At 65.6% G+C, this 18,561-nt stretch carries 21 protein-coding genes, 1 pseudogene and 1 other annotated feature; of the genes and pseudogenes, 11 read left to right on the top strand and 11 right to left on the bottom strand.

The genetic code is table 11. The features are described from left to right. Positions 1 to 110: 110 nt before the first annotated feature. Both BMW75_RS27820 and BMW75_RS27825 read left to right on the top strand, forming a co-directional pair. Positions 111 to 1,382 (top strand): trypsin-like peptidase domain-containing protein, encoded by a 1,272-nt coding sequence (locus tag BMW75_RS27820; protein WP_092582751.1) that lies wholly within the window; start codon positions 111 to 113, stop codon positions 1,380 to 1,382. A gap of 121 nt (positions 1,383 to 1,503) precedes the next feature. Further along, positions 1,504 to 2,052 carry a DUF3455 domain-containing protein gene (locus BMW75_RS27825; RefSeq protein ID WP_092582752.1) on the top strand — a complete coding sequence of 183 codons (549 nt, stop codon included), beginning with the start codon at positions 1,504 to 1,506 and terminating at the stop codon, positions 2,050 to 2,052. A gap of 67 nt (positions 2,053 to 2,119) precedes the next feature. Here BMW75_RS27825 and BMW75_RS27830 read toward each other — a convergent pair whose 3' ends face one another. From BMW75_RS27830 to BMW75_RS27855, 6 genes are all read right to left on the bottom strand, one after another. Continuing rightward, a complete protein-coding gene (locus tag BMW75_RS27830) occupies positions 2,120 to 2,695 on the bottom strand; it encodes a DcrB/PsbP domain-containing protein (RefSeq protein WP_092582753.1) in 576 nt (191 codons plus the stop codon). A gap of 286 nt (positions 2,696 to 2,981) precedes the next feature. After that, entirely contained in the window at positions 2,982 to 4,088 is a 1,107-nt protein-coding gene (locus BMW75_RS27835; RefSeq protein WP_076515215.1) for a porin, read from the bottom strand. Positions 4,089 to 4,407: 319 nt separating this feature from the next. Next, positions 4,408 to 4,677 (bottom strand): hypothetical protein, encoded by a 270-nt coding sequence (locus BMW75_RS27840; RefSeq protein ID WP_076515217.1) that lies wholly within the window; start codon positions 4,675 to 4,677, stop codon positions 4,408 to 4,410. 124 nt (positions 4,678 to 4,801) lie between these two features. Then, on the bottom strand, positions 4,802 to 5,764 hold the full coding sequence (locus tag BMW75_RS27845; protein WP_092582754.1) for a Bug family tripartite tricarboxylate transporter substrate binding protein: 963 nt from the start codon (positions 5,762 to 5,764) through the stop codon (positions 4,802 to 4,804). Positions 5,765 to 5,793: 29 nt separating this feature from the next. Continuing rightward, positions 5,794 to 6,435 (bottom strand): RraA family protein, encoded by a 642-nt coding sequence (locus BMW75_RS27850; RefSeq protein ID WP_092582755.1) that lies wholly within the window; start codon positions 6,433 to 6,435, stop codon positions 5,794 to 5,796. Positions 6,436 to 6,440: 5 nt separating this feature from the next. Next, the gene (locus BMW75_RS27855) at positions 6,441 to 7,154 is read right to left on the bottom strand and encodes a PIG-L deacetylase family protein (protein WP_092582756.1); all 714 of its coding nucleotides are present in this window, start codon (positions 7,152 to 7,154) and stop codon (positions 6,441 to 6,443) included. A gap of 100 nt (positions 7,155 to 7,254) precedes the next feature. Between BMW75_RS27855 and BMW75_RS27860 the strand changes: the two genes are divergently transcribed. The 5 genes from BMW75_RS27860 to BMW75_RS27880 all read left to right on the top strand — a co-directional run bounded on the left by BMW75_RS27860 (position 7,255) and on the right by BMW75_RS27880 (position 13,058). Beyond that, positions 7,255 to 7,971 (top strand): IclR family transcriptional regulator, encoded by a 717-nt coding sequence (locus tag BMW75_RS27860; protein ID WP_092582757.1) that lies wholly within the window; start codon positions 7,255 to 7,257, stop codon positions 7,969 to 7,971. A gap of 220 nt (positions 7,972 to 8,191) precedes the next feature. After that, positions 8,192 to 8,665 (top strand): (2Fe-2S)-binding protein, encoded by a 474-nt coding sequence (locus BMW75_RS27865; protein ID WP_092582758.1) that lies wholly within the window; start codon positions 8,192 to 8,194, stop codon positions 8,663 to 8,665. Further along, a complete protein-coding gene (locus BMW75_RS27870; protein ID WP_092582759.1) occupies positions 8,662 to 10,953 on the top strand; it encodes a xanthine dehydrogenase family protein molybdopterin-binding subunit in 2,292 nt (763 codons plus the stop codon). The genes BMW75_RS27865 and BMW75_RS27870 overlap by 4 nt, the downstream gene beginning before the upstream one ends. Positions 10,954 to 11,018: 65 nt before the next feature. Continuing rightward, on the top strand, positions 11,019 to 11,984 hold the full coding sequence (locus BMW75_RS27875; protein ID WP_092582760.1) for an XdhC family protein: 966 nt from the start codon (positions 11,019 to 11,021) through the stop codon (positions 11,982 to 11,984). Between the two features lie 168 nt (positions 11,985 to 12,152). Next, positions 12,153 to 13,058, top strand: coding sequence for a LysR family transcriptional regulator (locus BMW75_RS27880; protein ID WP_092582761.1), 906 nt, complete (start codon positions 12,153 to 12,155; stop codon positions 13,056 to 13,058). Between the two features lie 75 nt (positions 13,059 to 13,133). Here the strand turns inward: BMW75_RS27880 and BMW75_RS29820 are convergent, their stop codons facing one another. Then, a complete protein-coding gene (locus BMW75_RS29820; RefSeq protein WP_092582762.1) occupies positions 13,134 to 13,376 on the bottom strand; it encodes a hypothetical protein in 243 nt (80 codons plus the stop codon). 111 nt (positions 13,377 to 13,487) lie between these two features. Between BMW75_RS29820 and BMW75_RS27890 the strand changes: the two genes are divergently transcribed. Next, entirely contained in the window at positions 13,488 to 13,661 is a 174-nt protein-coding gene (locus BMW75_RS27890) for a type II toxin-antitoxin system HicA family toxin (RefSeq protein ID WP_076515231.1), read from the top strand. Between the two features lie 68 nt (positions 13,662 to 13,729). Then, complete coding sequence (locus BMW75_RS27895) at positions 13,730 to 14,146, top strand: type II toxin-antitoxin system HicB family antitoxin (protein WP_092582763.1); 417 nt, start codon at positions 13,730 to 13,732, stop codon at positions 14,144 to 14,146. Between the two features lie 26 nt (positions 14,147 to 14,172). On the opposite strand, the gene BMW75_RS30035 is transcribed toward BMW75_RS27895, so the two are convergent. Further along, the gene (locus tag BMW75_RS30035) at positions 14,173 to 14,460 is read right to left on the bottom strand and encodes a glycoside hydrolase family protein (RefSeq protein WP_371467853.1); all 288 of its coding nucleotides are present in this window, start codon (positions 14,458 to 14,460) and stop codon (positions 14,173 to 14,175) included. 15 nt (positions 14,461 to 14,475) lie between these two features. Between BMW75_RS30035 and BMW75_RS27905 the strand changes: the two genes are divergently transcribed. After that, the gene (locus BMW75_RS27905) at positions 14,476 to 14,670 is read left to right on the top strand and encodes a transposase (RefSeq protein ID WP_175493293.1); all 195 of its coding nucleotides are present in this window, start codon (positions 14,476 to 14,478) and stop codon (positions 14,668 to 14,670) included. Between the two features lie 30 nt (positions 14,671 to 14,700). Here BMW75_RS27905 and BMW75_RS27910 read toward each other — a convergent pair. Next, positions 14,701 to 15,950 (bottom strand): annotated as a pseudogene (locus BMW75_RS27910) (IS3 family transposase). Further along, positions 15,541 to 15,657: a sequence feature (AL1L pseudoknot), on the bottom strand. Its footprint overlaps the pseudogene before it by 117 nt. 77 nt (positions 15,951 to 16,027) lie before the next feature. Here BMW75_RS27910 and BMW75_RS27915 point away from each other — a divergent pair. After that, positions 16,028 to 16,240, top strand: a complete 213-nt coding sequence (locus BMW75_RS27915; protein ID WP_092582765.1) for a tyrosine-type recombinase/integrase — start codon at positions 16,028 to 16,030, stop codon at positions 16,238 to 16,240. Between the two features lie 93 nt (positions 16,241 to 16,333). Here BMW75_RS27915 and BMW75_RS29350 read toward each other — a convergent pair whose 3' ends face one another. Beyond that, positions 16,334 to 16,996: a DUF6338 family protein gene (locus tag BMW75_RS29350; RefSeq protein WP_139208611.1), complete on the bottom strand. Its 663-nt coding sequence runs from the start codon at positions 16,994 to 16,996 to the stop codon at positions 16,334 to 16,336. 656 nt (positions 16,997 to 17,652) lie between these two features. Continuing rightward, positions 17,653 to 18,447, bottom strand: a complete 795-nt coding sequence (locus tag BMW75_RS27920; protein WP_175493294.1) for a recombinase family protein — start codon at positions 18,445 to 18,447, stop codon at positions 17,653 to 17,655. Between the last annotated feature and the right edge of the window lie 114 nt (positions 18,448 to 18,561).

Raw genomic sequence — 18,561 nt, forward strand, 5'->3', positions numbered from 1 at the left:
CGGCTTCACCGCCCCGCGTCAATCGCCGCCCCGCCCCGCGGCCCCGGCTCCCGCACCGCCTGCGCGCCACCCTCGCCGCCGCGTGCCTCGTCCTGCTGGCTTGCAGTCCCATGGCCGTCCGCGCCGCCCTGCCGCTGGCGGTTGACGGCCAGCCCCTGCCTTCGCTGGCGCCCATGCTCGAACGCGTGACGCCCGCCGTCGTCAACATCTCGGCGTCGGCCGCCACGCAAGCCGCGGGCGCTGCGCGTACGCCCGGCAGCATGCGACAGAACGTGGGCTCGGGTGTCATCGTCGATGCGGCCCAGGGCAATATCCTGACCAACCATCACGTGGTGCGCGGGGCCGCGTCGATCCGCGTGTCCCTGCAGGACGGACGCAGCTTCAACGCGACGGTCGTGGGCAGCGATCCGGATACGGACCTGGCGGTGCTGCGCATCCCCGCGCAGAATCTGCAGGCGCTGACCCTGTCCGACTCCAGCGACCTGCGCGTGGGCGATTTCGTGGTCGCGATCGGCGACCCCTACGGCTTGGGACAGTCTGCGTCGTCCGGCATCGTCTCCGCGCTGGACCGCTCCAGCCTGCGCGCCGCGGGCTACCAGAACTTCATCCAGACCGACGCGTCCATCAATCCCGGCAATTCCGGCGGCGCGCTGGTCAATCTGAACGGCGACCTGGTCGGCATCAACACCATGATCTACACGCCGTCCGGCGGCAACGTGGGCATCGGCTTTGCCATTCCGTCCAACCTGGCGGGCGAGGTCATGCGGCAATTGCTGCAGCACGGCCAGGTGCAGCGGGGCGGACTGGGGCTGGACACGCTGGACATCACGCCGCGCAACGCACGCCAGCTTGGCCTGGCGCCCGGATCGACCGGCGTCGTCGTGGCGCGCGTGGCCGACGGCTCGCCAGCGCAGAAGGCCGGCATCCAGGCCAGGGACCAGATCCTGTCGATCGATGGCAAGGCCATCGGCTCCAGCGCCCAACTGCGCAACGCCGAGGGCCTGCTGCCCGTCGGCCGCCAGGTTCGCCTGGGGCTGTCGCGCGCCGGCGCGAAGACGGAAGTGCTGCTGCGCATCGAACCGGAACAGAGCGAACGCCTGCATGCGGGTGCGCTGGATGCGCGCCTGACAGGCGTGGAGCTGTCCGAGGTCGGACGCGCGCAGCGCCTGCAGGGAAACGACGGCGTCGCCGTCAGCGCCACCTTTCCCGAACGCGGACCGGTGGCCGCGCGCCTGCAGCGCGGCGACATCGTCATCGGCGTGAACCAGCGCCCGGTCAGCAAGCTGGCCGACCTGCGCGACCTGCTGGCCGGGGCCGGCTCGCAGCCGCTGGTGCTGACCCTGCTGCGCGGCCGCGCGACCTACACGCTAGTGGTGAATTGAGGCAGGCGGCGCGGGGGATTCATGGCAGAATGGCCCGATCCCGGACCCAGCGCCGGACCACGGGCACGCGCAACACGCCACTGCCACCGCGGGCGCCCCCGGCCCGCCAGAAGGAGCACGGATGAACCGCATTCCGACTCACAAGCGTCCGGCATTGTCCGCCCTGCTGCTCGCGGCAAGCCTCGCGACCGCCTCGGCCAGCGCGGCCACGCAGGACAACGTGCCGCAGATCATGCAGGTGCCGGCCGACAACCGCATCGTCTGGCAGGCCCCGGCGCAAGGCGCGGTCACGTATGAATGCCGGATGATGCCCACGGACGGCGGACGTTACGCCTGGGTGATCGCCAGCGCGGCCGCCACGCTGGGCGCGGGCCAGTCCGGCCAGACCGGCACGTACCAGAGTCCGCCCGAGACCTGGCGGGCATCCGATGGATCGGCGTTGACGGGGATGGAAACCGTGCGCGCTTCTGCCGGGCCCGATCGCCTGTACGACCAGCTCGTGCTGGCCAATCCGTCGGCAGGCGTGGGGCTTTTGACTGGCGTCACGTACATCCAGCGGCTCGTCCGCTCGGGTGGCGGCGCGCCGTCCGCGCCTTGCTCGGCGACCAATAAAGGCCAGCGTGAGCAGATCAGCTACCAGGCCGACTACGTGTTCTGGAAACCCAACTGACCCGGCTGTCCCGCGGCAGGGCTCGGCCCAGCCGCGCGCGCAACGCAGGCCGGCGCGCAAGGCATCACTACCCCGCCGACATGCCCCGCTTCAGCGCTTCGATCAGCTCGGGATGCCGGGCCTTTTCCTGCGCGAGGGTATAGGCGGAAAACGTCACGACCTTCTTGCCCGACGCGGCGAACAGCGCCGTCAGTTCGGCCGGACGGCCGGACAGCCTGCTGCTCGCGTCCAGCTGGAACACGCCGATGCCGCCGACCTTGAAGGCGCCATCGCCCGTCTTCTTGAACGAGGGCACCGCTTCCTGCTGCTGCGCCTGGAAGCCCGCGGCCATGGCGCCCAGCGTGAAGGCGTCGTCGTCGCCCACCGCCAGGTCGACCGGCACATCGATCACGATGATGGCCTGCATGGTGGCGCGGTTCAGATAGATCTTGCCTGCGACCTCGGGCGTGGCCGGGTCGGACGGAAATTCGGTCTCGGTGAAGCCCGCGGGAATGACGACCTTGAGCTTGCCGTCCAGCACCTGCAGCGTCTGCGGCGGCTGAGGCGCGGCGTCCACCGGCGCGCCGTTGGGATCCTGCGCCGCCGCTGGGGCATCCTGGGCCAGCGCGGGCGCGCCCATGGCAAGCGCCAGGGCCAGTGTCATTTGCGCGAGCCGTGCGTGGTGCGTGTGCATAGCTATCCGTTGATTGGGCAGAGCTTCCAATACTACAACGGCGCCGGGCCGGAAAATGGCAAGGCCCGCGCATCGCTGCGCGGGCCTTTTGCTTGCCATGATCGGAGTTCGGGTGAGCGGACTGAGAGTGGAGCTAGGGAGGTGGCCGCTTTTTTCGCGTCTGTGGCCGGGTAAGACGCCCAATCCGCTCAGTGCAACCGCGGTGCAGGGCGCAAGCGGCGCGCGCCTGGCGCGCGCCGCCCATCACGTCTGCCGCTTAGAAGCGATGACGGATACCAACCAGACCCACGGTGCTCTTCACGCCGTCGATGAACGCGTAGTCGGTGGCGTAGGACGCCAGCGCGTACAGGTTCGTGCGCTTGGACAGGTTGTACGTGTAGCCCAGGCTGTACACGTTCATGGCGGAATCGCCACCGGTCAGCACATCGCTGTCCGGATCGGCGCGCTGCCACGAGGCCATGATGCTGCTGGCGCCCAGCGGCACGGTCAGGCCGACCATGTACGAGTTGGCCTTGAAATCGTCCACGGCGACGTTCGTGCCGAAGCCCTTGGCGGTGGGGCTGCCGCTGCCGAAGGCGTTGATGCCCTGGCCGGCGAACCAGCCTTCGCGGGTCTGGCCATAGGCCATCGCCAGCTTCAGGACTTCAAAGTCATACGAGCCGCCGATGCTCCACGACTTGGGCGTGGCGTCGTTGCGCAGCTGGTTGGCCGGGTTGAGCTGATCGTACGTCAGGGCGACGTTCAGCGGACCGTTTACGTAACGCACACCGGCGGTGATGCCGCGGGTGTTGTCGGCGGTGGCGAAGCCGGTCTGGGCCGAGGTCGTGTCGGCGACGTTGAACGAGTAGCCGATGCCAGCCTGGAAGCCGCCGAACGACGGGGTCGAGTACTGGACCATGTTGTCGTAGCGGACGGTGTTCGCGGCGCTGAACGCCACGCCGATGTTGGCCTGGCCGTAGCTGCCGCCGAACGGATCGATCGAGCCCAGGTACTTGGAGGCGATGTTCGTCTGACGGCCGAACTCCAGCAGGCCCCACGACGCGCTCTTCAGGCCGACGGTGGCCTGGCGGCCGAACAGGCGGCTGCTCTGGCCCGACTGGCCGTTGCCCGAGTTGAAACCGCTTTCAAGCGTGAACACGGCGCTCAGGCCGTCGCCCAGGTCTTCGGCGCCGCGCAGGCCCCAACGCGAGCCGCTGGACACGCCGTTGGTCATGCCGAACTTCGACTCGTGGTCGTTGTCGCCCTTGATGCGTTGGTAGCCAACGCCCGTATCGATCAGGCCGTACAGCGTCACCGAAGTTTCCGCCTGCGCCACGCCGGACAGCGCGGCGAAGAGTGCGGTGACGAACAAAGTCTTTTTCATTACTGATTCCCATTGGTTTGAACAGACATGCGCAGGTGGCCTGGCCCGCAGCGCGGGCGGCACAGTGATGCACACGGCGCATGGCAGGAACGAATTCTAGGGACGCAATATGTCAGTTCTGGGGACGCAAGCGACTTCGCGCCGGGAACCGTCAATAAGGGGATTTTTGTCGCGCACGCCCGACATCCGCGCGTCGATGCGCAGCGCCGGAAAGGGCGTAACGCGCGTGTGCTAAGAAGGATGGGCGCGGCTCAAGCGAGCGCGTCGCGCCAAGGCGATGCGCGGCCAGGCGGCCGGGCGCTTGCTCAGTGCGTTGTGATCAATTGCCGAACAACCGCCGCAGGCGCTGCGCTTCGGCCAGGTTCAGGCGCTTGGCCTCGTCTTCCGCGTAATCGCGTTCTCCCACGTCGTAGGAGCCCTCGTGCAGGCATTTGCGGCGGTTGGCCTTGCATTCGTTGCTGGCCCGGGCGGGCGTGGCCTCCGACATGCTGGCCTTGTCCGCCGCCGGCGGTTTGCTGGACGAGCAGCCTGCCGCCAATGCAACGAAGAACAACGCCGCGCCGCAGCGGCTGATGGTGAGAATCGACATTTACCCGGCCCCTCCGAAAAGCTATAGCCATTCTTATAGCAAAGCCGGGCCGGGCAAGACGTGTTAAGTCGTAGCAGAACGCCGGGCAGGCGGCCCCCTTTTCCGGGCCGCCGCCTTGCGCGGCCTACTCGATCTGGATGCCGGCCGCCTCAATCAGCGCCGACCACTGCGCCGTGTCGCGCCGTACCGTGTCGGCAAGCTGCTGCGGCGTGCTGGAGACGAACTCCACGCCCTGCGACTCGAACTTCTGGTTCAGCTCGGGATTCTTCAGCGTGTCGATGACCGCCGCATTCAGCTTGGCCAGCACCTCGGGCGGCGTTCCCGCCTTCGCGAACAGTGCGTACCACGTGGTGTAGGAGACGCCCGGCAGCGTCTGCGAAATGAGCGGCAGCTTGGCCGTGTCCGCGCCCTTGCTCGGCGCGCTCATGGCCAGCGCTTTCACCGCCCCCTTGTCGATCATGGGCTTGAGCGACGGCATGCTGCTAAAGAGCGCCTGCACCTGGCCCGACGCCAGGTCGGTCAGCACCTGCGACGTGCCGCGATAAGGCACGTGCACCACGTCGACCTGGGCCTTGCTCTTGAAGAGCTCCATGCCCAGATGCGCCACGCCGCCCACGCCCGCCGATCCGAAGTTGACCTTGCCCGGGTGGGCGCGGGCGTAATCGACCAGTCCCTGCACCGAGTCCACCGGCATCCGCGCGTTCACCACCAGCACGTGCGGGCTTTCGGTCAACTGGCTGATGGGCGCCAGGATTTCCAGCACCTGCTTGCCCTGCATGGCCTTGGACGGCACCGTCATGTTGCCCGAGGCCGGCATGAGCAGCGTGTAGCCGTCAGCCTCGGCGCCCAGCACCTGATTGAGGGCGGGCACGCCGTGGCCGCCGCCCGCATTCACCACCACGACCGGCTGGCCGAGCTTTTCGCCGAACAGCTTGGCGAATTCGCGACCGACCATGTCGGCCGGACCGCCCGCCGCGAACGGCACGATCATGCGTATCGGCCTGTCCGGATAATCCGCGTGCGCGGCGGCCAGGGGCGCGAGGCCCGCCATGAGGGCGATCGCGCCCAGGGTGTGCTTGAAGTTCATTGTCTTCCTCCTGTTGTATTGGATAGCTGTTATGCCGACGCCGGCCGGGCCGGGCCGATGTCGATCGTGGCCTGGGCCAGTGCGTCGTCGAGCCAGGCCGGCCGCAGTTCGCCGCGCGCAATGGCGGCCATGCGGCGGGCTTCGGCCTGCGCCTTGGCCAGCGCGGCCGTGACCATGGATTCGAGTTCCTGCGGCGCGACCACGACCAGCCCGTCGTCATCGCCCAGGATCCAGTCGCCCGGTTCGACGCGCACGCCGCCGCACTGGATCGGCCGGTTCACGCTGCCGCCCCCGGCCTTGAAAGGGCCGGCCGGCGACACCGCTGCGGCGAACACGGGCATCGCGCCCTGGCGCAATTCCGCGGCGTCTCGCATCGCGCCGTCGATCACCACGCCGGCGATGCCGCAGGCCGCGGCCTGCGCGCACATGATGCCGCCCATCACCGCGCGCTCGGCGTAGCCCTGGGCGTCTACGACCAGCACGTCGCCGGGCTGCGCGATGGCCAGCGCGGCGTGGATCGCCAGGTTGTCGCCGGCGGGCACCGAGACCGTCAGCGCGCGGCCGCGCACCGACCAGCCCGCACGCAAGGGTTTGATCGCCGCGCGTAGGTGACGGGCGCCGGCGTCGGCCAGCAATGTGCTGGTCAGGGCGGCTTCCTGCATGTCTTTCATCGGAATCACTCCATCAGGGCCGAGACGACGGCCGGAAAAATGCTTTGAAAGGCCTCGCCATAGCGCGTGCCTGCCGTCTTGCCGCGGCGGCCGGCCTGCGCGCCGCGCTGCAGCGCCACGCGTTCGTAGTACGACCACAGATTGCTTTGAGTCGGCATGGCCTGCATGGCCTGCCACTTACGCTCCCAGACGTCGGTGATGTCCAGCAGGACGTTGGGTTTGAAGCCGCACAGTTCGGTCTGGTGCGGCTCGAAGCACAGCACCTGCGGCGGCACCACGAAGTCGGCGCCATGGCCGGGCGCCATCGCCTGCATGCGGGCGCGCAGCGCCATTTCGAACGTGCGGCAATGATCCAGATTGGACGGGTCGTGCTCGGGGTGCGTCAGCACCACCGACGGCTTGGTGCGGCGCATCGTTTCCGAGATGCGGCGCACGGAATCCGGCGAATCGGGCAGCGGGTAATCGCCCAGATCGTGGAAGTCCAGCGAGCTCACGCCGAGGATCGCCGCGGCGGCCTGGGCTTCGGCGTGGCGCTGGGCCTTGACGGCATCGCGCTGCGTATCGCCCTTCCAGGCGGCGTTGGATTCCCCGTTCTCGCCATAGCTCAGGCAGACCAGGTGCACCTCCACGCCGCGCTGCGCGTGCAGGGCCATCGCACCGCCGCAGCGCCAGACAAAGTCGCCCACATGGGCGGTCACCACCAGCATCGAACTCGACATCTCGGACTCCCGAATCAACAGATTTCCGGTATTGTAGATTTCTGAAACGGCGTTGTATTACGTACAATTGCCCAATAAATTCAATACTTTTGGAGCATTCATGAGCAATGACGGTGTCGTGGCGGTCGAACGGGCGCTAAGCGTGCTGGATTGTTTTCGGCCCGGCGCCGAACATCTGTCGCTGGCGGATTTCGCGACGCGCCTGCCCTTGCACAAGACGACCATCTTTCGCTTGCTCAATTCGCTGGCGCGCTGCGGCTACGTCGTGCGCGAACCCGACGGACGCTACGGCCTGGGGCCGCGGGTGCTGTTCCTGGCGCGCGTCTACGAACGCGGCTTCGACCTGGAGGCGGTCGTCATGCCCGTGCTCGAACGCCTGTCGGCCGATACCGGCGAAAGCGCGGCCTACTACGTGGAAGGCGGGGAACCGGGGCAGCGGCTGTGCCTCTTTCGCCATCAACCGCACGAAGGACTGCACAGCCAGGTCATCGCCGGCAGCGTGATGCCGCCGGACAAGTCCTCGACCGGCCAGGTCTTCGCGATCTGGGCGCAAGGCGCCCGGCGCGACCAGACGCGCCTGCCGATCTTTTCCTGCGGCGCGCGCGACCCCTACACCTCGTCGTGGTCGGTGCCGGTCATCGGCCAGGAAGACCGCTTCGTCGGCGCACTGACGATAGCCGGGCCATCGGCGCGGCTGAAGACGGTGGATGCGCCGACATTCGAGGCGATGATTCTCGAACGCGCCGATGAACTGTCCCAGCGGCTGGGCGCCTCGGCCGAGATGCGGACCGTGCTGTACCGTCCGGACGCGGCGTAGCGCGGGCGCGGGGCGGCAAGGCATCGGGCGTTGTGCGCACGCCCGGCCGGCGCGATCATGCCGGGCCGCTTGCACCCGGGATAACCGCCCCTTAATGGGCTTATAAGCTCGGCTAATTAATCCATTCGGGATTTTTTGGGCAAAATTCCGGACTCAAGACGTTTCGATCCCACCACCCGAGGCAAGGCAGCGCCTGTCATGCCCTCCCCAGGACTCCTCCATGACGCAATTGCAAATCAATGGCTCGACCCAGGACGTCAACGTCCCAGACGGGATGCCGCTCCTGTGGGTGCTGCGCGACGAGCTCGGCATGACCGGCACCAAGTTCGGCTGCGGGATGGCGATGTGCGGCGCCTGTACGGTGCACATGGACGGCGCGCCGGTGCGGTCCTGCCTGACGCCCGTGTCGGTCGCCACGGGCCGCCAGATCTCGACCATCGAGGGCATGGAGGCGGACCCGGTCGGCCGGGCCGTGCAGCAAGCCTGGATCACCCAGAATGTCGCGCAATGCGGCTACTGCCAGGCGGGGCAGATCATGACGGCGGTTAGTCTCTTGAAGGCCACGCCGCAGCCGACTGAGCAGGAGATCGCGGACGCCATGAGCGGCAATATCTGCCGCTGCGGTACGTATCCGCGCATCCTCGCCGCCATCCAGCAGGCCGCCCGCCAACTCGCCCAGGGAGCCAAGCAATGACCGCCGCCGCTCACTTTTCGCGCCGCGCCTTTCTGCAGGGCAGCCTGGGCGCCCTCACCCTGGCCGTAACGGCAAAGGGGTGGATCACGACAGCCGCGGCCGCGCAGGCCGAGGCCCGCAAGTACGGCGCCGACAGCATGCCCGGCGGCACCGTGGACGATCCGCTCGTCTTCGTCAGCATCGCCGCCGATGGCGCCGTCACCATCGTGGCGCACCGCGCCGAGATGGGCACGGGCGTGCGCACCAGCCTGCCCATGGTGGTGGCCGACGAAATGGAGGCGCGCTGGGAGCGCGTGCAGGTCATCCAGGCGCCCGCCGACGAGGCGCGCTACGGCAACCAGAACGTGGACGGCTCGCGCAGCGTGCGCCACTTCCTGATGCCGATGCGGCGCGTGGGCGCGGCGGCCCGGCAGATGCTGGAAGCGGCCGCAGCCGCGCGCTGGTCCGTGCCCGTCGGCGAGGTCAAGGCCGAGCAGCATGAGGTGGTACACCTGCCCACGGGGCGCCGCCTGTCGTATGGCGACCTGGCCGTCGACGCCGCCAAACAGCCCGTGCCGACCGGCGACGCCCTCAAGCTGAAGGCCCGGTCCGAGTTCCGGTACATCGGCAAGGAACAGGTCCGCCTCGTCGACCTGGAAGCCATCGGCAAAGGCCAGGCCACCTACGGCATGGACATGCGGCTGCCCGGCATGGTGTATGCCGTGGTCGCGCGTCCGCCCGTGGTGGGCGGACGGGTGCGCCGCGTGAACAGCGCCAAGGCGCTCGCCGTGCCCGGCGTGCTGAAGGTCGTGGAGATCCCCGCCATGCAAGGCGCGCCGGCCTTCCAGCCGCTGGGCGGCGTGGCCGTCGTCGCGCGCAATACCTGGGCCGCCCGCCAGGGCCGCGATGCGCTGCAGATCGACTGGGACGACGGCCCGAACGCCGCCTACGACTCGGCCGCCTACCGCCAGACGCTGCAGGCGGCGGCGCGCGCGCCGGGCAAGACAATGCGCAACCAGGGGGACGCCGCGCAGGCCTGGGCCAAGGCGCCCGACGCCCAGCGCCTGGCCGCCGAATACTACGTGCCGCACCTGGCCCACGCCTCGATGGAGCCCCCGGTCGCCACCGTGCAGATCAAGGGCAATGGCGCGGAGGTCTGGACGTCCATCCAGAACCCGATTGCGGCCCGCGACGCCGTGGCGGCCCGACTCAAGCTCGAGCCCGCCAACGTCAAGGTCAACGTGCTGCTGCTGGGAGGCGGCTTTGGCCGCAAGTCCAAGCCCGACTTCGTGGACGAAGCCGCCATCATCGCCCGCGCCATGCCCGAAGGCACGCCGGTCAAGCTGGTCTGGACGCGCGAGGACGACATCCGTCACGACTACCTGCACACCGTGTCGGTCGAACGCCTGGAAGCGGTCATCGACCCGCAGGGGCAGGTGCAGTCCTGGCTGCATCGCAGCGCCGCGCCCACCATTGCCTCGCTCTTCGCCGAAGGCGCCAAGGGCCAGCAGATGTTCGAATCCGCCATGTCGGCGATCAACATGCCCTACCGCATCCCGAACGTGCGCGTGGAAACCGCCGAAGTCGAGGCCCATGCCCGCATCGGCTGGTTCCGGTCGGTCGCCAATATCCCGCACGCCTTCGCGGCCCAGTGCTTCATTGACGAACTGGCGCACCGCGCGAGCAAGGATCCCCAGGCGTTCGCGCTCGATCTCATCGGCCCGGCCCGCCAGATCGATCCGGGCGCCCTGGCCGACACCTGGAACTACACCGAATCGCCCGAACGCTACCCCTACGACACCGGCCGCCTGCGCGGCGTGATCGAAGCCGCGTGCAAAGGCGCCGGATGGGGCCGCACGCTGCCCAAGGGACACGGACTGGGGCTGGCCTTCTGCTACAGCTTCATGAGCTACACGGCCACCGTCGTCGAAGTGGCGGTCGACGACAAGGGCGAGGTGCGCGTCTTGGCCGTCGACATGGCCATGGATTGCGGTCCGCAGATCAACCCGGAGCGCATCCGCGCGCAGATGGAAGGCGGCGCCATCATGGGTCTGAGCCTGGCGCTGACCAGCGAAATCACCTTCGAAAAAGGCCGCGTGACGCAGAGCAACTTCCACGACTACGAAGTCCTGCGCCACAACGCCTCGCCGCGCGTGATCCGCACGCACCTGGTCAACGACGACCACGCGCTGCCGCCGGGCGGCGTCGGCGAGCCGCCAGTCCCGCCCGTCGCGCCCGCGCTGTGCAACGCCATCTTCGCCGCCACGGGCAAGCGCATCCGCAGCCTGCCGGTGCGCAAGGTCGCCTAGCCCGGAGCCCGTGCGTATGCCTCATCGTGAACCGCCCCCCAGCCGCCCCCGCCAGGAGCACGCCCATGGAAAGCGTTGACGTGCGCGTGCTGCGCGCCGCGCGAGACTGGCTGGTTGCCGGGCATCGCCTGATGCTGGCCACTGTGGTCAAGACCTGGGGCTCGTCGCCCCGCCCCCTTGGCTCCATGATGGCGCTGCGCGAGGACGGCCGCTGCGTCGGCTCCGTGTCGGGCGGCTGCATCGAAGACGACCTGGTCCACCGCTACACGCGCGCCTACGGCGACGGCGCCATTCCGGAATCGGCGCCCGAACTGGTCCGCTACGGCGTGACGGCCGATGAGGCGCACCGATTCGGGCTGCCTTGCGGCGGAACGCTGGAACTGCTGCTGGAATTCGCCCCTGAACTCGAGGCGCTCGATGCGCTGGTCCACCGGCTGGAATCCGGCCAGCTCGTGCAGCGCACGGTCGACTGCGCCACCGGCGCCGTGACCCTGAGCGCGGCGTCGGCGCCTGAAAGCCTGCATTTCGACGGCGCCACCCTCTCCAGCACGCTGGGCCCGCAGTACCGGCTGCTGCTGATCGGCGCCGGATCGCTGGCCGAATATGTCGCCACGATGGCGCTATTCAACGATTTTGCCGTGACGGTATGCGACCCCCGCATCGAACACCGGGGCGCCTGGTCCGTGGACGGCGTGGCCTTCACCACCGAGATGCCCGACGACGCGGTACGCGCCCTGCGGCCCGACTCGCGGACCTGCATCGTGGCGCTCAGCCACGACCCCAAGCTCGACGACATGGCGCTGCTGGAAGCGCTGCACAGCCCCGCCTTCTACGTCGGCGCCATCGGCTCACGCCGCAACGCCGCCAGCCGGCGGCAGCGCTTCATCGAACACTTCGACGAAACGGAAGAATCCCTGTCGCGCCTGCATTCGCCGGTCGGCCTGTACATCGGCAGCAAGACGCCCGGCGAGATCGCCGTCAGCGTGATGGCGCAACTGCTGGCCGTGAAGAACGGGGTGAATACCGGGTAGCGGCAGACGGGGCGGATCAGTACCGGAGGGCTTCGATACGCGCATGCGATCAGGTCCGGAAATCGGGGTAGTCATGCCGGCTATCGTGGCAAATCGCCTGGACGCCGACTAGCTGATCAATGCTTAAAACCTCTATAAGATTGCCTAATCAATTCCCCGCCCCCGCCCATGGCCCGACGCAACCTCAACGACCTCCTCTACTTCGTCACGGTGGCGCGCGAAGGCAGCTTCACCCGTGCCGCGTCCCTGCTGGGCGTCACCCAATCGGCGCTGAGCCAGTCCGTCAGCGGCCTCGAAGCGCGACTGCGCATCCGGCTGCTCACCCGCACCACGCGCAGCGTATCGCCCACCGCCGCGGGCGAGCGGCTGCTCAATGCCATCGGCAACCGCTTCGATGAAATCGAGGCGGAACTGGATGAGCTGACCGAACTGCGCGACAAGCCAGCGGGCACCGTGCGCATCACCTGCGGCGACTACGCCCTGCACAGCATCCTGCTGCCCAAACTGACGCCGCTGATGCGCGAGTACCCGGACATCAAGCTCGAATTCGACGTGAACTACGGATTCCGGGACATCGTCGCGGACCGCTTCGACGCGGGCGTGCGCATGGGCAAGACCATCGACAAGGACATGATCGCCGTCCCCATCGGGCCGCCCATGCGCCTGGCGGTGGTCGGGTCGCCGGACTATTTCACGTCGCGGCCCATTCCGAAGGTGCCGCAGGACCTCATGCAACACGCCTGCATCAACCAGCGGATGCAAAGTTCGGGCGGGCTGTACGTCTGGGACTTTGAACGCCGCGGCAAACAGGTCAACGTCCGCGTGGACGGACCGTTGATCTTCAATACGACCCAGCCACAGATCGACGCGGCGCTGGCCGGGTTGGGGCTGGCGCTGCTGCCGGACGATGAATTGATGCCTTACATGGCCGATGGCCGGCTGGTTCGGGTGCTGGAGGATTGGTGTCCCAGTTTCGAGGGCTATCACCTCTACTACCCCAGCCGCAGGCAGCCGTCGCCGGCGTTTTCGCTGGTGGTGAGCGCGTTGCGGGTGAGCAAGCCGGCGCGGGGGTGAGGGGTGCGCACAATCGCGCTGGCGAGGGCACGCGCGAGCGAACTTATGCGCGAGCCCGGACGCCACAGCGGGTACTCACGCGGTGCCGGTGCTAGGCAGCGCCTGGAATTCGCGCTCAAGAATGCCCACGAACGCCTCCGTCACCAACGACGGCGAGGTCTGCGCGGGATAGGCCATGCTGACGCGGACAGGCAGGCGCGGCGTGAACGGGATAGGTCCGATTTCCGGCCTGATCGAGCCGAAGCTGCTGACCTTCTGCTCCGGCAGGGTGATGATGGTCTGCGGCTTCGAGAATTCGACGGGCGCCGCTATTACCAAGGTTGGTGGATGCACTGGCTGACCGACAGCGGCTAGAGCCGCGTCAACCCTTGACGAAGTAAGCATTTTTGCTTACCATTCTTGCGTCATCAACTAAACAAAGGAGGTGCGGTGAGAATAAATGAGTTCAAACGGTGGCTTGCAGAACAAGGAGCAGTTTTCAAAGAAGGCTCCAGCCACACGAAGGTGTACATGAATGGCAAGCAATCCACCCTGCCGAGACACAACAAGGAATTAGGTGAAGGTCTCAGGCAATCAATATTGAAGCAGTTAGGTTTGAAGTAACCGGGAGCCCCGCGCGGGGCTTCTACAAGACCGACTACTCACCGCACTGACACTGGAGCATTACCACTATGTTGCAATACCCCGCAAAGATCGAAGCTGATGGGGATGGCTTTATGGTGTCCTTCCGAGACATCCCCGAAGCGCTTACAGGCGCCGATACCCGGGAAGAAGCCGAGAAAATGGCTGCCGACGCGCTTCTAACGGCCATGGATTTTTATTTTGAAGACGGCCGTGCCGTACCTGAAGCGTCCGCACCGAAAGATGAAGAGGTTTTGGTCAGCCTGCCGGCCAGCGTCGAGGCGAAGATCCTCGTGCTAAATGAAATGGTTTCTCAGGACGTCACCCAAACCGAGCTGGCGCGCAAGATGGGGACAACAAAGCAGGAAGTCACTCGCATCGTGAACCTGCATCATTCCACCAAAATCGACACGCTCGCTCTTGCGCTTCATGCGCTTGGTCGGCGATTGCAGCTTACTGTCGCGTAGCTTGAGTCGTCCCATGACCCAGCGGTTTAGCTCGACGCACCCGCAAACATAGTCGCGTGCGTGAACTTTCGCCGCAGGTCCGAGGACGCCAGATTGTCGGCCCCGAGGGTGTAGGTGAAATCTATCAACGCCGCGCACTGCCGGTCTCTCAGCGGCACGTTGATCAAGCGGCGCACTCCGGTGTGCGCCTCCGCCAGGTCGGTCCTCTCGCCTCGCGTCGCACTCAGCGTCCGGATGAATCCGCTTCGGCTCGATGGTAAGCGCCCGGTGAACCCATCTTCCGCATCTGCGTTGTCCCCGATAGTGTCCACCACTTTTAGGTGGACACCATGTCGAAGATAGAATTAGCGCTGACGAATAGGCGCCGGTCTTATCCCAAGCACCTGAAGGCGCAGATTGTGGCCGAGTGCAGCCAGCCCGGGACGTCGATTGCGGGTGTTGCTCTGTCGCACGGCGTGAACGCGAACCTGGTGCACAAATGGATTCGACAGGCCGAGTGTCAGCCCGGCGCGGTACCTCCCTGAATCGCCCCGGTTTTCGCGGAGGCTGTTTGGTTAAAGTAAAACAGCCTCACCGGCGGATGTGCCGAGTAGGTTGTAGTAGTTTGCCTCAGCCTCGGCCGGCGGGATATAGCCGATGGATGAGTGCAGGCGCTTATGGTTGAACCAGGCGACCCATTCCAGCGTTGCCAGCTCGACAGACTCCCTGGTTTTCCAGGGTGCGCGGCGGTGAATTAGTTCAGCCTTGTACAAGCCGTTGATGGTCTCAGCTAAGGCGTTGTCGTAACTGTCACCACGGCTACCCACGGACGGCTCGATGCCCGCTTCGGCCAGGCGTTCGCTATAGCGGATGCTGACGTACTGCGATCCCCTATCGGAGTGATGGGTCAGAGAACCATCGTTGCCAGGCTGGCGGGCGAATAGGGCCTGCTCCAGCGCATCAAGCACGAAGTCCGTCGTCATGGATTTGCTCACGCGCCAGCCGACAATGCGCCGGGTGAAGACGTCGATGACGAAGGCCACGTACAGCCAGCCCTGCCAGGTCGAGACGTACGTGAAGTCCGAGACCCGCAACTGGTTCGGCCGCTCGGCCCGAAACTGCCGGTTGACCCGATCCATTGGACGGCTGGCCGCATCATCAGCGATGGTCGTTCGCAGCCGCTTGCCGCGCCGCGCGCCTTGCAGGCCCAGAGCGCGCATCAGTCGTTCGACCGTACAACGGGCCACCATCACGCCCTCGCGATTCAACTGCCGCCAGACCTTGTCGGCGCCGTAGACGCGATGGTTCTCTTGCCAGACTCGCTGGACGTGCGGCATGAGCTGTTCGTCACGCCGCGCACGGTCGCTGCGCCGCGCCGGATCGCGCAGCCGCGCGGCATGGCGCTGATAGGCCGACGAGGCAACCTGCAACACCTTGCAGATCGGCTCGACCCCGTAAACCTCCCGGTGCCGGTCGATATAGGTGTTTACGACTTCAGTTTGCGGTCGAGCTCCGCCTGCGCGAAAAAAGCGCTGGCGGTGCGCAGGATGTCGTTGGCGCGGCGCAGCTCTCAGTTCTCCCGCTCCAACTCTTTGATGCGTTCTCGCTCGCTGGTGGTGACGCCTTCGCGCTGTCCGCTGTCGACTTCGTGGCGCTTGACCCAGGTCAGCAGCGTCTGCGCCGAGCAGCCGATCTTGGGCGCGATGGACTCGACTGCCACCCACAGGGATGGGTACTCGCTGCGCGACTCCTGTACCAGGCGCACCGCGCGCTCGCGCACTTCAGGGGAAAACTTGTTCGCGTTGTTTTTGCTCATGGCTCGCATTCTCTCAAGAGTAGGAGCCTCCGCGAAACCCGGGGCGATTCAAGCAGGATGACGGCCGAGTATTTGGGTTGCGGCCAATGTCAGCAAGCCGTGCATTCACGCGCGCGGTGCGGCGTGCAGGTATGGAGAACATTAGGTTTCACGACCGTCTACACGAAGCAACAAGCCGCCTGTTTGAGCGCGGCCTGAACGTAATTGAAGTAGCGAAGATAACCGGGCACAAGACCCTATCCATGTTGGACAGGTACACGCACCTGGACGTGCGCCACCTTGTAGATAAGTTGGGTTAACTGCCCGGGAACTACTTTCAGGGCTTGGGCCGAGGTGGCGGGGGCGGCGGCATCTTGTTAGTCGCAGGCTTGTACCCGTTTCCGACTAGAGTGCTACGCGGTTGATACCCCTTCTCCAGCGGTTGATACCCGTCCTGGCCGAATCCCGGCACACCCGGTTTCTTCTGATCGCTCTGGCTCATTGCTTGGCTCGATAAATTCTATGGATTCAATATTCGCACCGACGACAAGCATTCCCCGACTGTTGAAATGCCTCCGCACGAACCCCTCTTCGTCATCTACGTCCCAGGTTTCTTCGACGTAAATTTGCTCTTCATACGGGTAGCTTGAAGCAAAAGACTCACTTCCGTAAGTCCCGCCAAACCGCTTCCCGGATTTAAGGGTAATTATGACGTAGAAACATTCACGTGTACCAAAGATATGGTCCCACGCCTTTCCCGTTGGATGAGGAAGCCAGCGAGACAACCAACGTGAACGGCGGAGACGCACCAGTACAACAGCGCATAGCAGCGGACCCGCAAATAGCACCGCGAACCAGAACAATCCGTAGGCGACGGGGCGTTCTAGCCTCATGGGGGAAGTCTGTACCCAATAGATCGCCCCCGAGAATATAGCGTAGTTAAGGCAGCTAAATGCCACTGCATCAACAACCGCTTTGGACGCATCCAATTTATCCCCGGCGACCAAAATACTGTAGAACTTCATCCCGATGAAGCCGGGAACAATGAACAGCACCGTGAGATATAGCTTGTCCATGCTCAAGACGTCCATACCTCCTCCCTCTATTGAGCTAAATACCCGCGATCATACCGGCGGACTAGCCAAAAACGGGCGACATTACATACGCGCAGCAGCCTTCCTAGCTCCCAGTCCAAACGGGCAGCCCGGTCTAATGCCGCAGAATCAAGCACACGCATCTCCGATCACTTGCGCCACTCGCAACATGCCAAGCGCTTGCCCCTCAGGCAACGCAAGCGCCCTTGGGCTCCGGGCCGGGCTTCCGGTACTGGCACCAGCTCGGCATGGAGCCGGTACAAGCGATGATGGCCCGGCGATAAGCGGCAGCAGCTCGCGTGCTGGCGGGCTGGTTGATACTTCGAAAATACAGGCGTTCCCGCCCGTTCAGTTCCAGCGGGTGCTGGTTCATAGAACCTCTTAGTTGGCACGCCGCGAAAGGTGGCGTAGTCCACAATGGGTACTGAATTAATAGGCTGGCGGACTCGTAGTTGTCGCCCTTGACGCCATAAAACGGCAGACGCGCGAATTCCTGCCGGACTTGGCGCGCCAGTGGTAAGAAGGCGCCGCGTTTGTTTACTGCTTACCGCCCGCCCACGACACCGCGGCAACCTCTAAGTTGTTAAAGAGCGAATGCGGAGGCCAAACGCAAAAAAGGCACTTTCCGCCGCTCTCGGTTAGAGAACAGCCTGGAAAGTGCCTTTGGTACGCGGGCCGAGGGATAGTGCTCGGCAAGCGTTTGCTTCGTGGCACCGCGATGCTGGCCGAAGCCAGCGCAGAATGACGTTACAGCAAGGTTTGTCTCCCATGCCGCCCGCCACGTAATCGCAGCGAGGGGCGCGTACTAACTGGGCGTCGAAAAAGCCGCAAGCAATTCCTAAGAGCGAGACTTGTCCGCCGCGCCTCCCGGCCCCGAAACCACAGCCGACCGCCTTTGCAATCTTGAGGATTCCCTGACCCTCGGCGCGAAGTTCGCGCACTTGCTGTACAACGTCCGGCGAAACCTCGGGCCGTCCCAGTCGCTTACCCTGTGCCACTGCGCGCGCCAGTCCGGACTTCACACGCTCCTGAATCATGCTGCGCTCGAACTCCGCGAACACGCCATACATTTGAAAGAGCGCCTTGCCCGCTGGGGTTGTGGTGTCGATGCCCTGCTGATGCAAATACAGGTCTACGCCCTTCGCTTGGATTTCACCTAGGAACGCCACGAGGTGCTGTAGCGAGCGGCCCAGGCGGTCCACTGACCACGCCGCAACCACGTCGAACTCGCGACGCGCCGCCGCCTTGAGGAGTTGATCAAACTGGGGCCGTTGGTCCCGCCCTTTCGCGCCGCTTACGGCATCGTCTACGAACTCGGCCACCACGTCCCAGCCATGCCGGGCAGCGGCCGCACGCAGCTCCGCAAGCTGGTTCTCCGTTGTCTGCGTGTCGGTAGACACCCGGGCGTATATCGCAACGCGCCTAGCTTTCATGCTCAGCTCCAAATCAGGAATGAGCGAAGCTTAGCGGCCGTCTATACAATAATTAAGTGTTTTTCGTATATCAAGAACCGCAGACAATTTCCCCAGTAAAGAGCGATCCCGTTT

The sequence above is a fragment of the Achromobacter sp. NFACC18-2 genome (assembly GCF_900108985.1).
Lineage (GTDB): Bacteria > Pseudomonadota > Gammaproteobacteria > Burkholderiales > Burkholderiaceae_B > Achromobacter.

Coding starts and splice junctions, on each gene's coding strand:
- BMW75_RS27820 (WP_092582751.1), top strand. CDS start 111: ATGGCCGTCCGCGCCGCCCTGCCGCTGGCGGTTGACGGCCAGCCCCTG.
- BMW75_RS27825 (WP_092582752.1), top strand. CDS start 1,504: ATGAACCGCATTCCGACTCACAAGCGTCCGGCATTGTCCGCCCTGCTG.
- BMW75_RS27830 (WP_092582753.1), bottom strand. CDS start 2,695: ATGACACTGGCCCTGGCGCTTGCCATGGGCGCGCCCGCGCTGGCCCAG.
- BMW75_RS27835 (WP_076515215.1), bottom strand. CDS start 4,088: ATGAAAAAGACTTTGTTCGTCACCGCACTCTTCGCCGCGCTGTCCGGC.
- BMW75_RS27840 (WP_076515217.1), bottom strand. CDS start 4,677: ATGTCGATTCTCACCATCAGCCGCTGCGGCGCGGCGTTGTTCTTCGTT.
- BMW75_RS27845 (WP_092582754.1), bottom strand. CDS start 5,764: ATGAACTTCAAGCACACCCTGGGCGCGATCGCCCTCATGGCGGGCCTC.
- BMW75_RS27850 (WP_092582755.1), bottom strand. CDS start 6,435: ATGAAAGACATGCAGGAAGCCGCCCTGACCAGCACATTGCTGGCCGAC.
- BMW75_RS27855 (WP_092582756.1), bottom strand. CDS start 7,154: ATGTCGAGTTCGATGCTGGTGGTGACCGCCCATGTGGGCGACTTTGTC.
- BMW75_RS27860 (WP_092582757.1), top strand. CDS start 7,255: ATGAGCAATGACGGTGTCGTGGCGGTCGAACGGGCGCTAAGCGTGCTG.
- BMW75_RS27865 (WP_092582758.1), top strand. CDS start 8,192: ATGACGCAATTGCAAATCAATGGCTCGACCCAGGACGTCAACGTCCCA.
- BMW75_RS27870 (WP_092582759.1), top strand. CDS start 8,662: ATGACCGCCGCCGCTCACTTTTCGCGCCGCGCCTTTCTGCAGGGCAGC.
- BMW75_RS27875 (WP_092582760.1), top strand. CDS start 11,019: ATGGAAAGCGTTGACGTGCGCGTGCTGCGCGCCGCGCGAGACTGGCTG.
- BMW75_RS27880 (WP_092582761.1), top strand. CDS start 12,153: ATGGCCCGACGCAACCTCAACGACCTCCTCTACTTCGTCACGGTGGCG.
- BMW75_RS27895 (WP_092582763.1), top strand. CDS start 13,730: ATGTTGCAATACCCCGCAAAGATCGAAGCTGATGGGGATGGCTTTATG.
- BMW75_RS27905 (WP_175493293.1), top strand. CDS start 14,476: ATGTCGAAGATAGAATTAGCGCTGACGAATAGGCGCCGGTCTTATCCC.
- BMW75_RS27915 (WP_092582765.1), top strand. CDS start 16,028: ATGTCAGCAAGCCGTGCATTCACGCGCGCGGTGCGGCGTGCAGGTATG.
- BMW75_RS29350 (WP_139208611.1), bottom strand. CDS start 16,996: ATGGACAAGCTATATCTCACGGTGCTGTTCATTGTTCCCGGCTTCATC.
- BMW75_RS27920 (WP_175493294.1), bottom strand. CDS start 18,447: ATGAAAGCTAGGCGCGTTGCGATATACGCCCGGGTGTCTACCGACACG.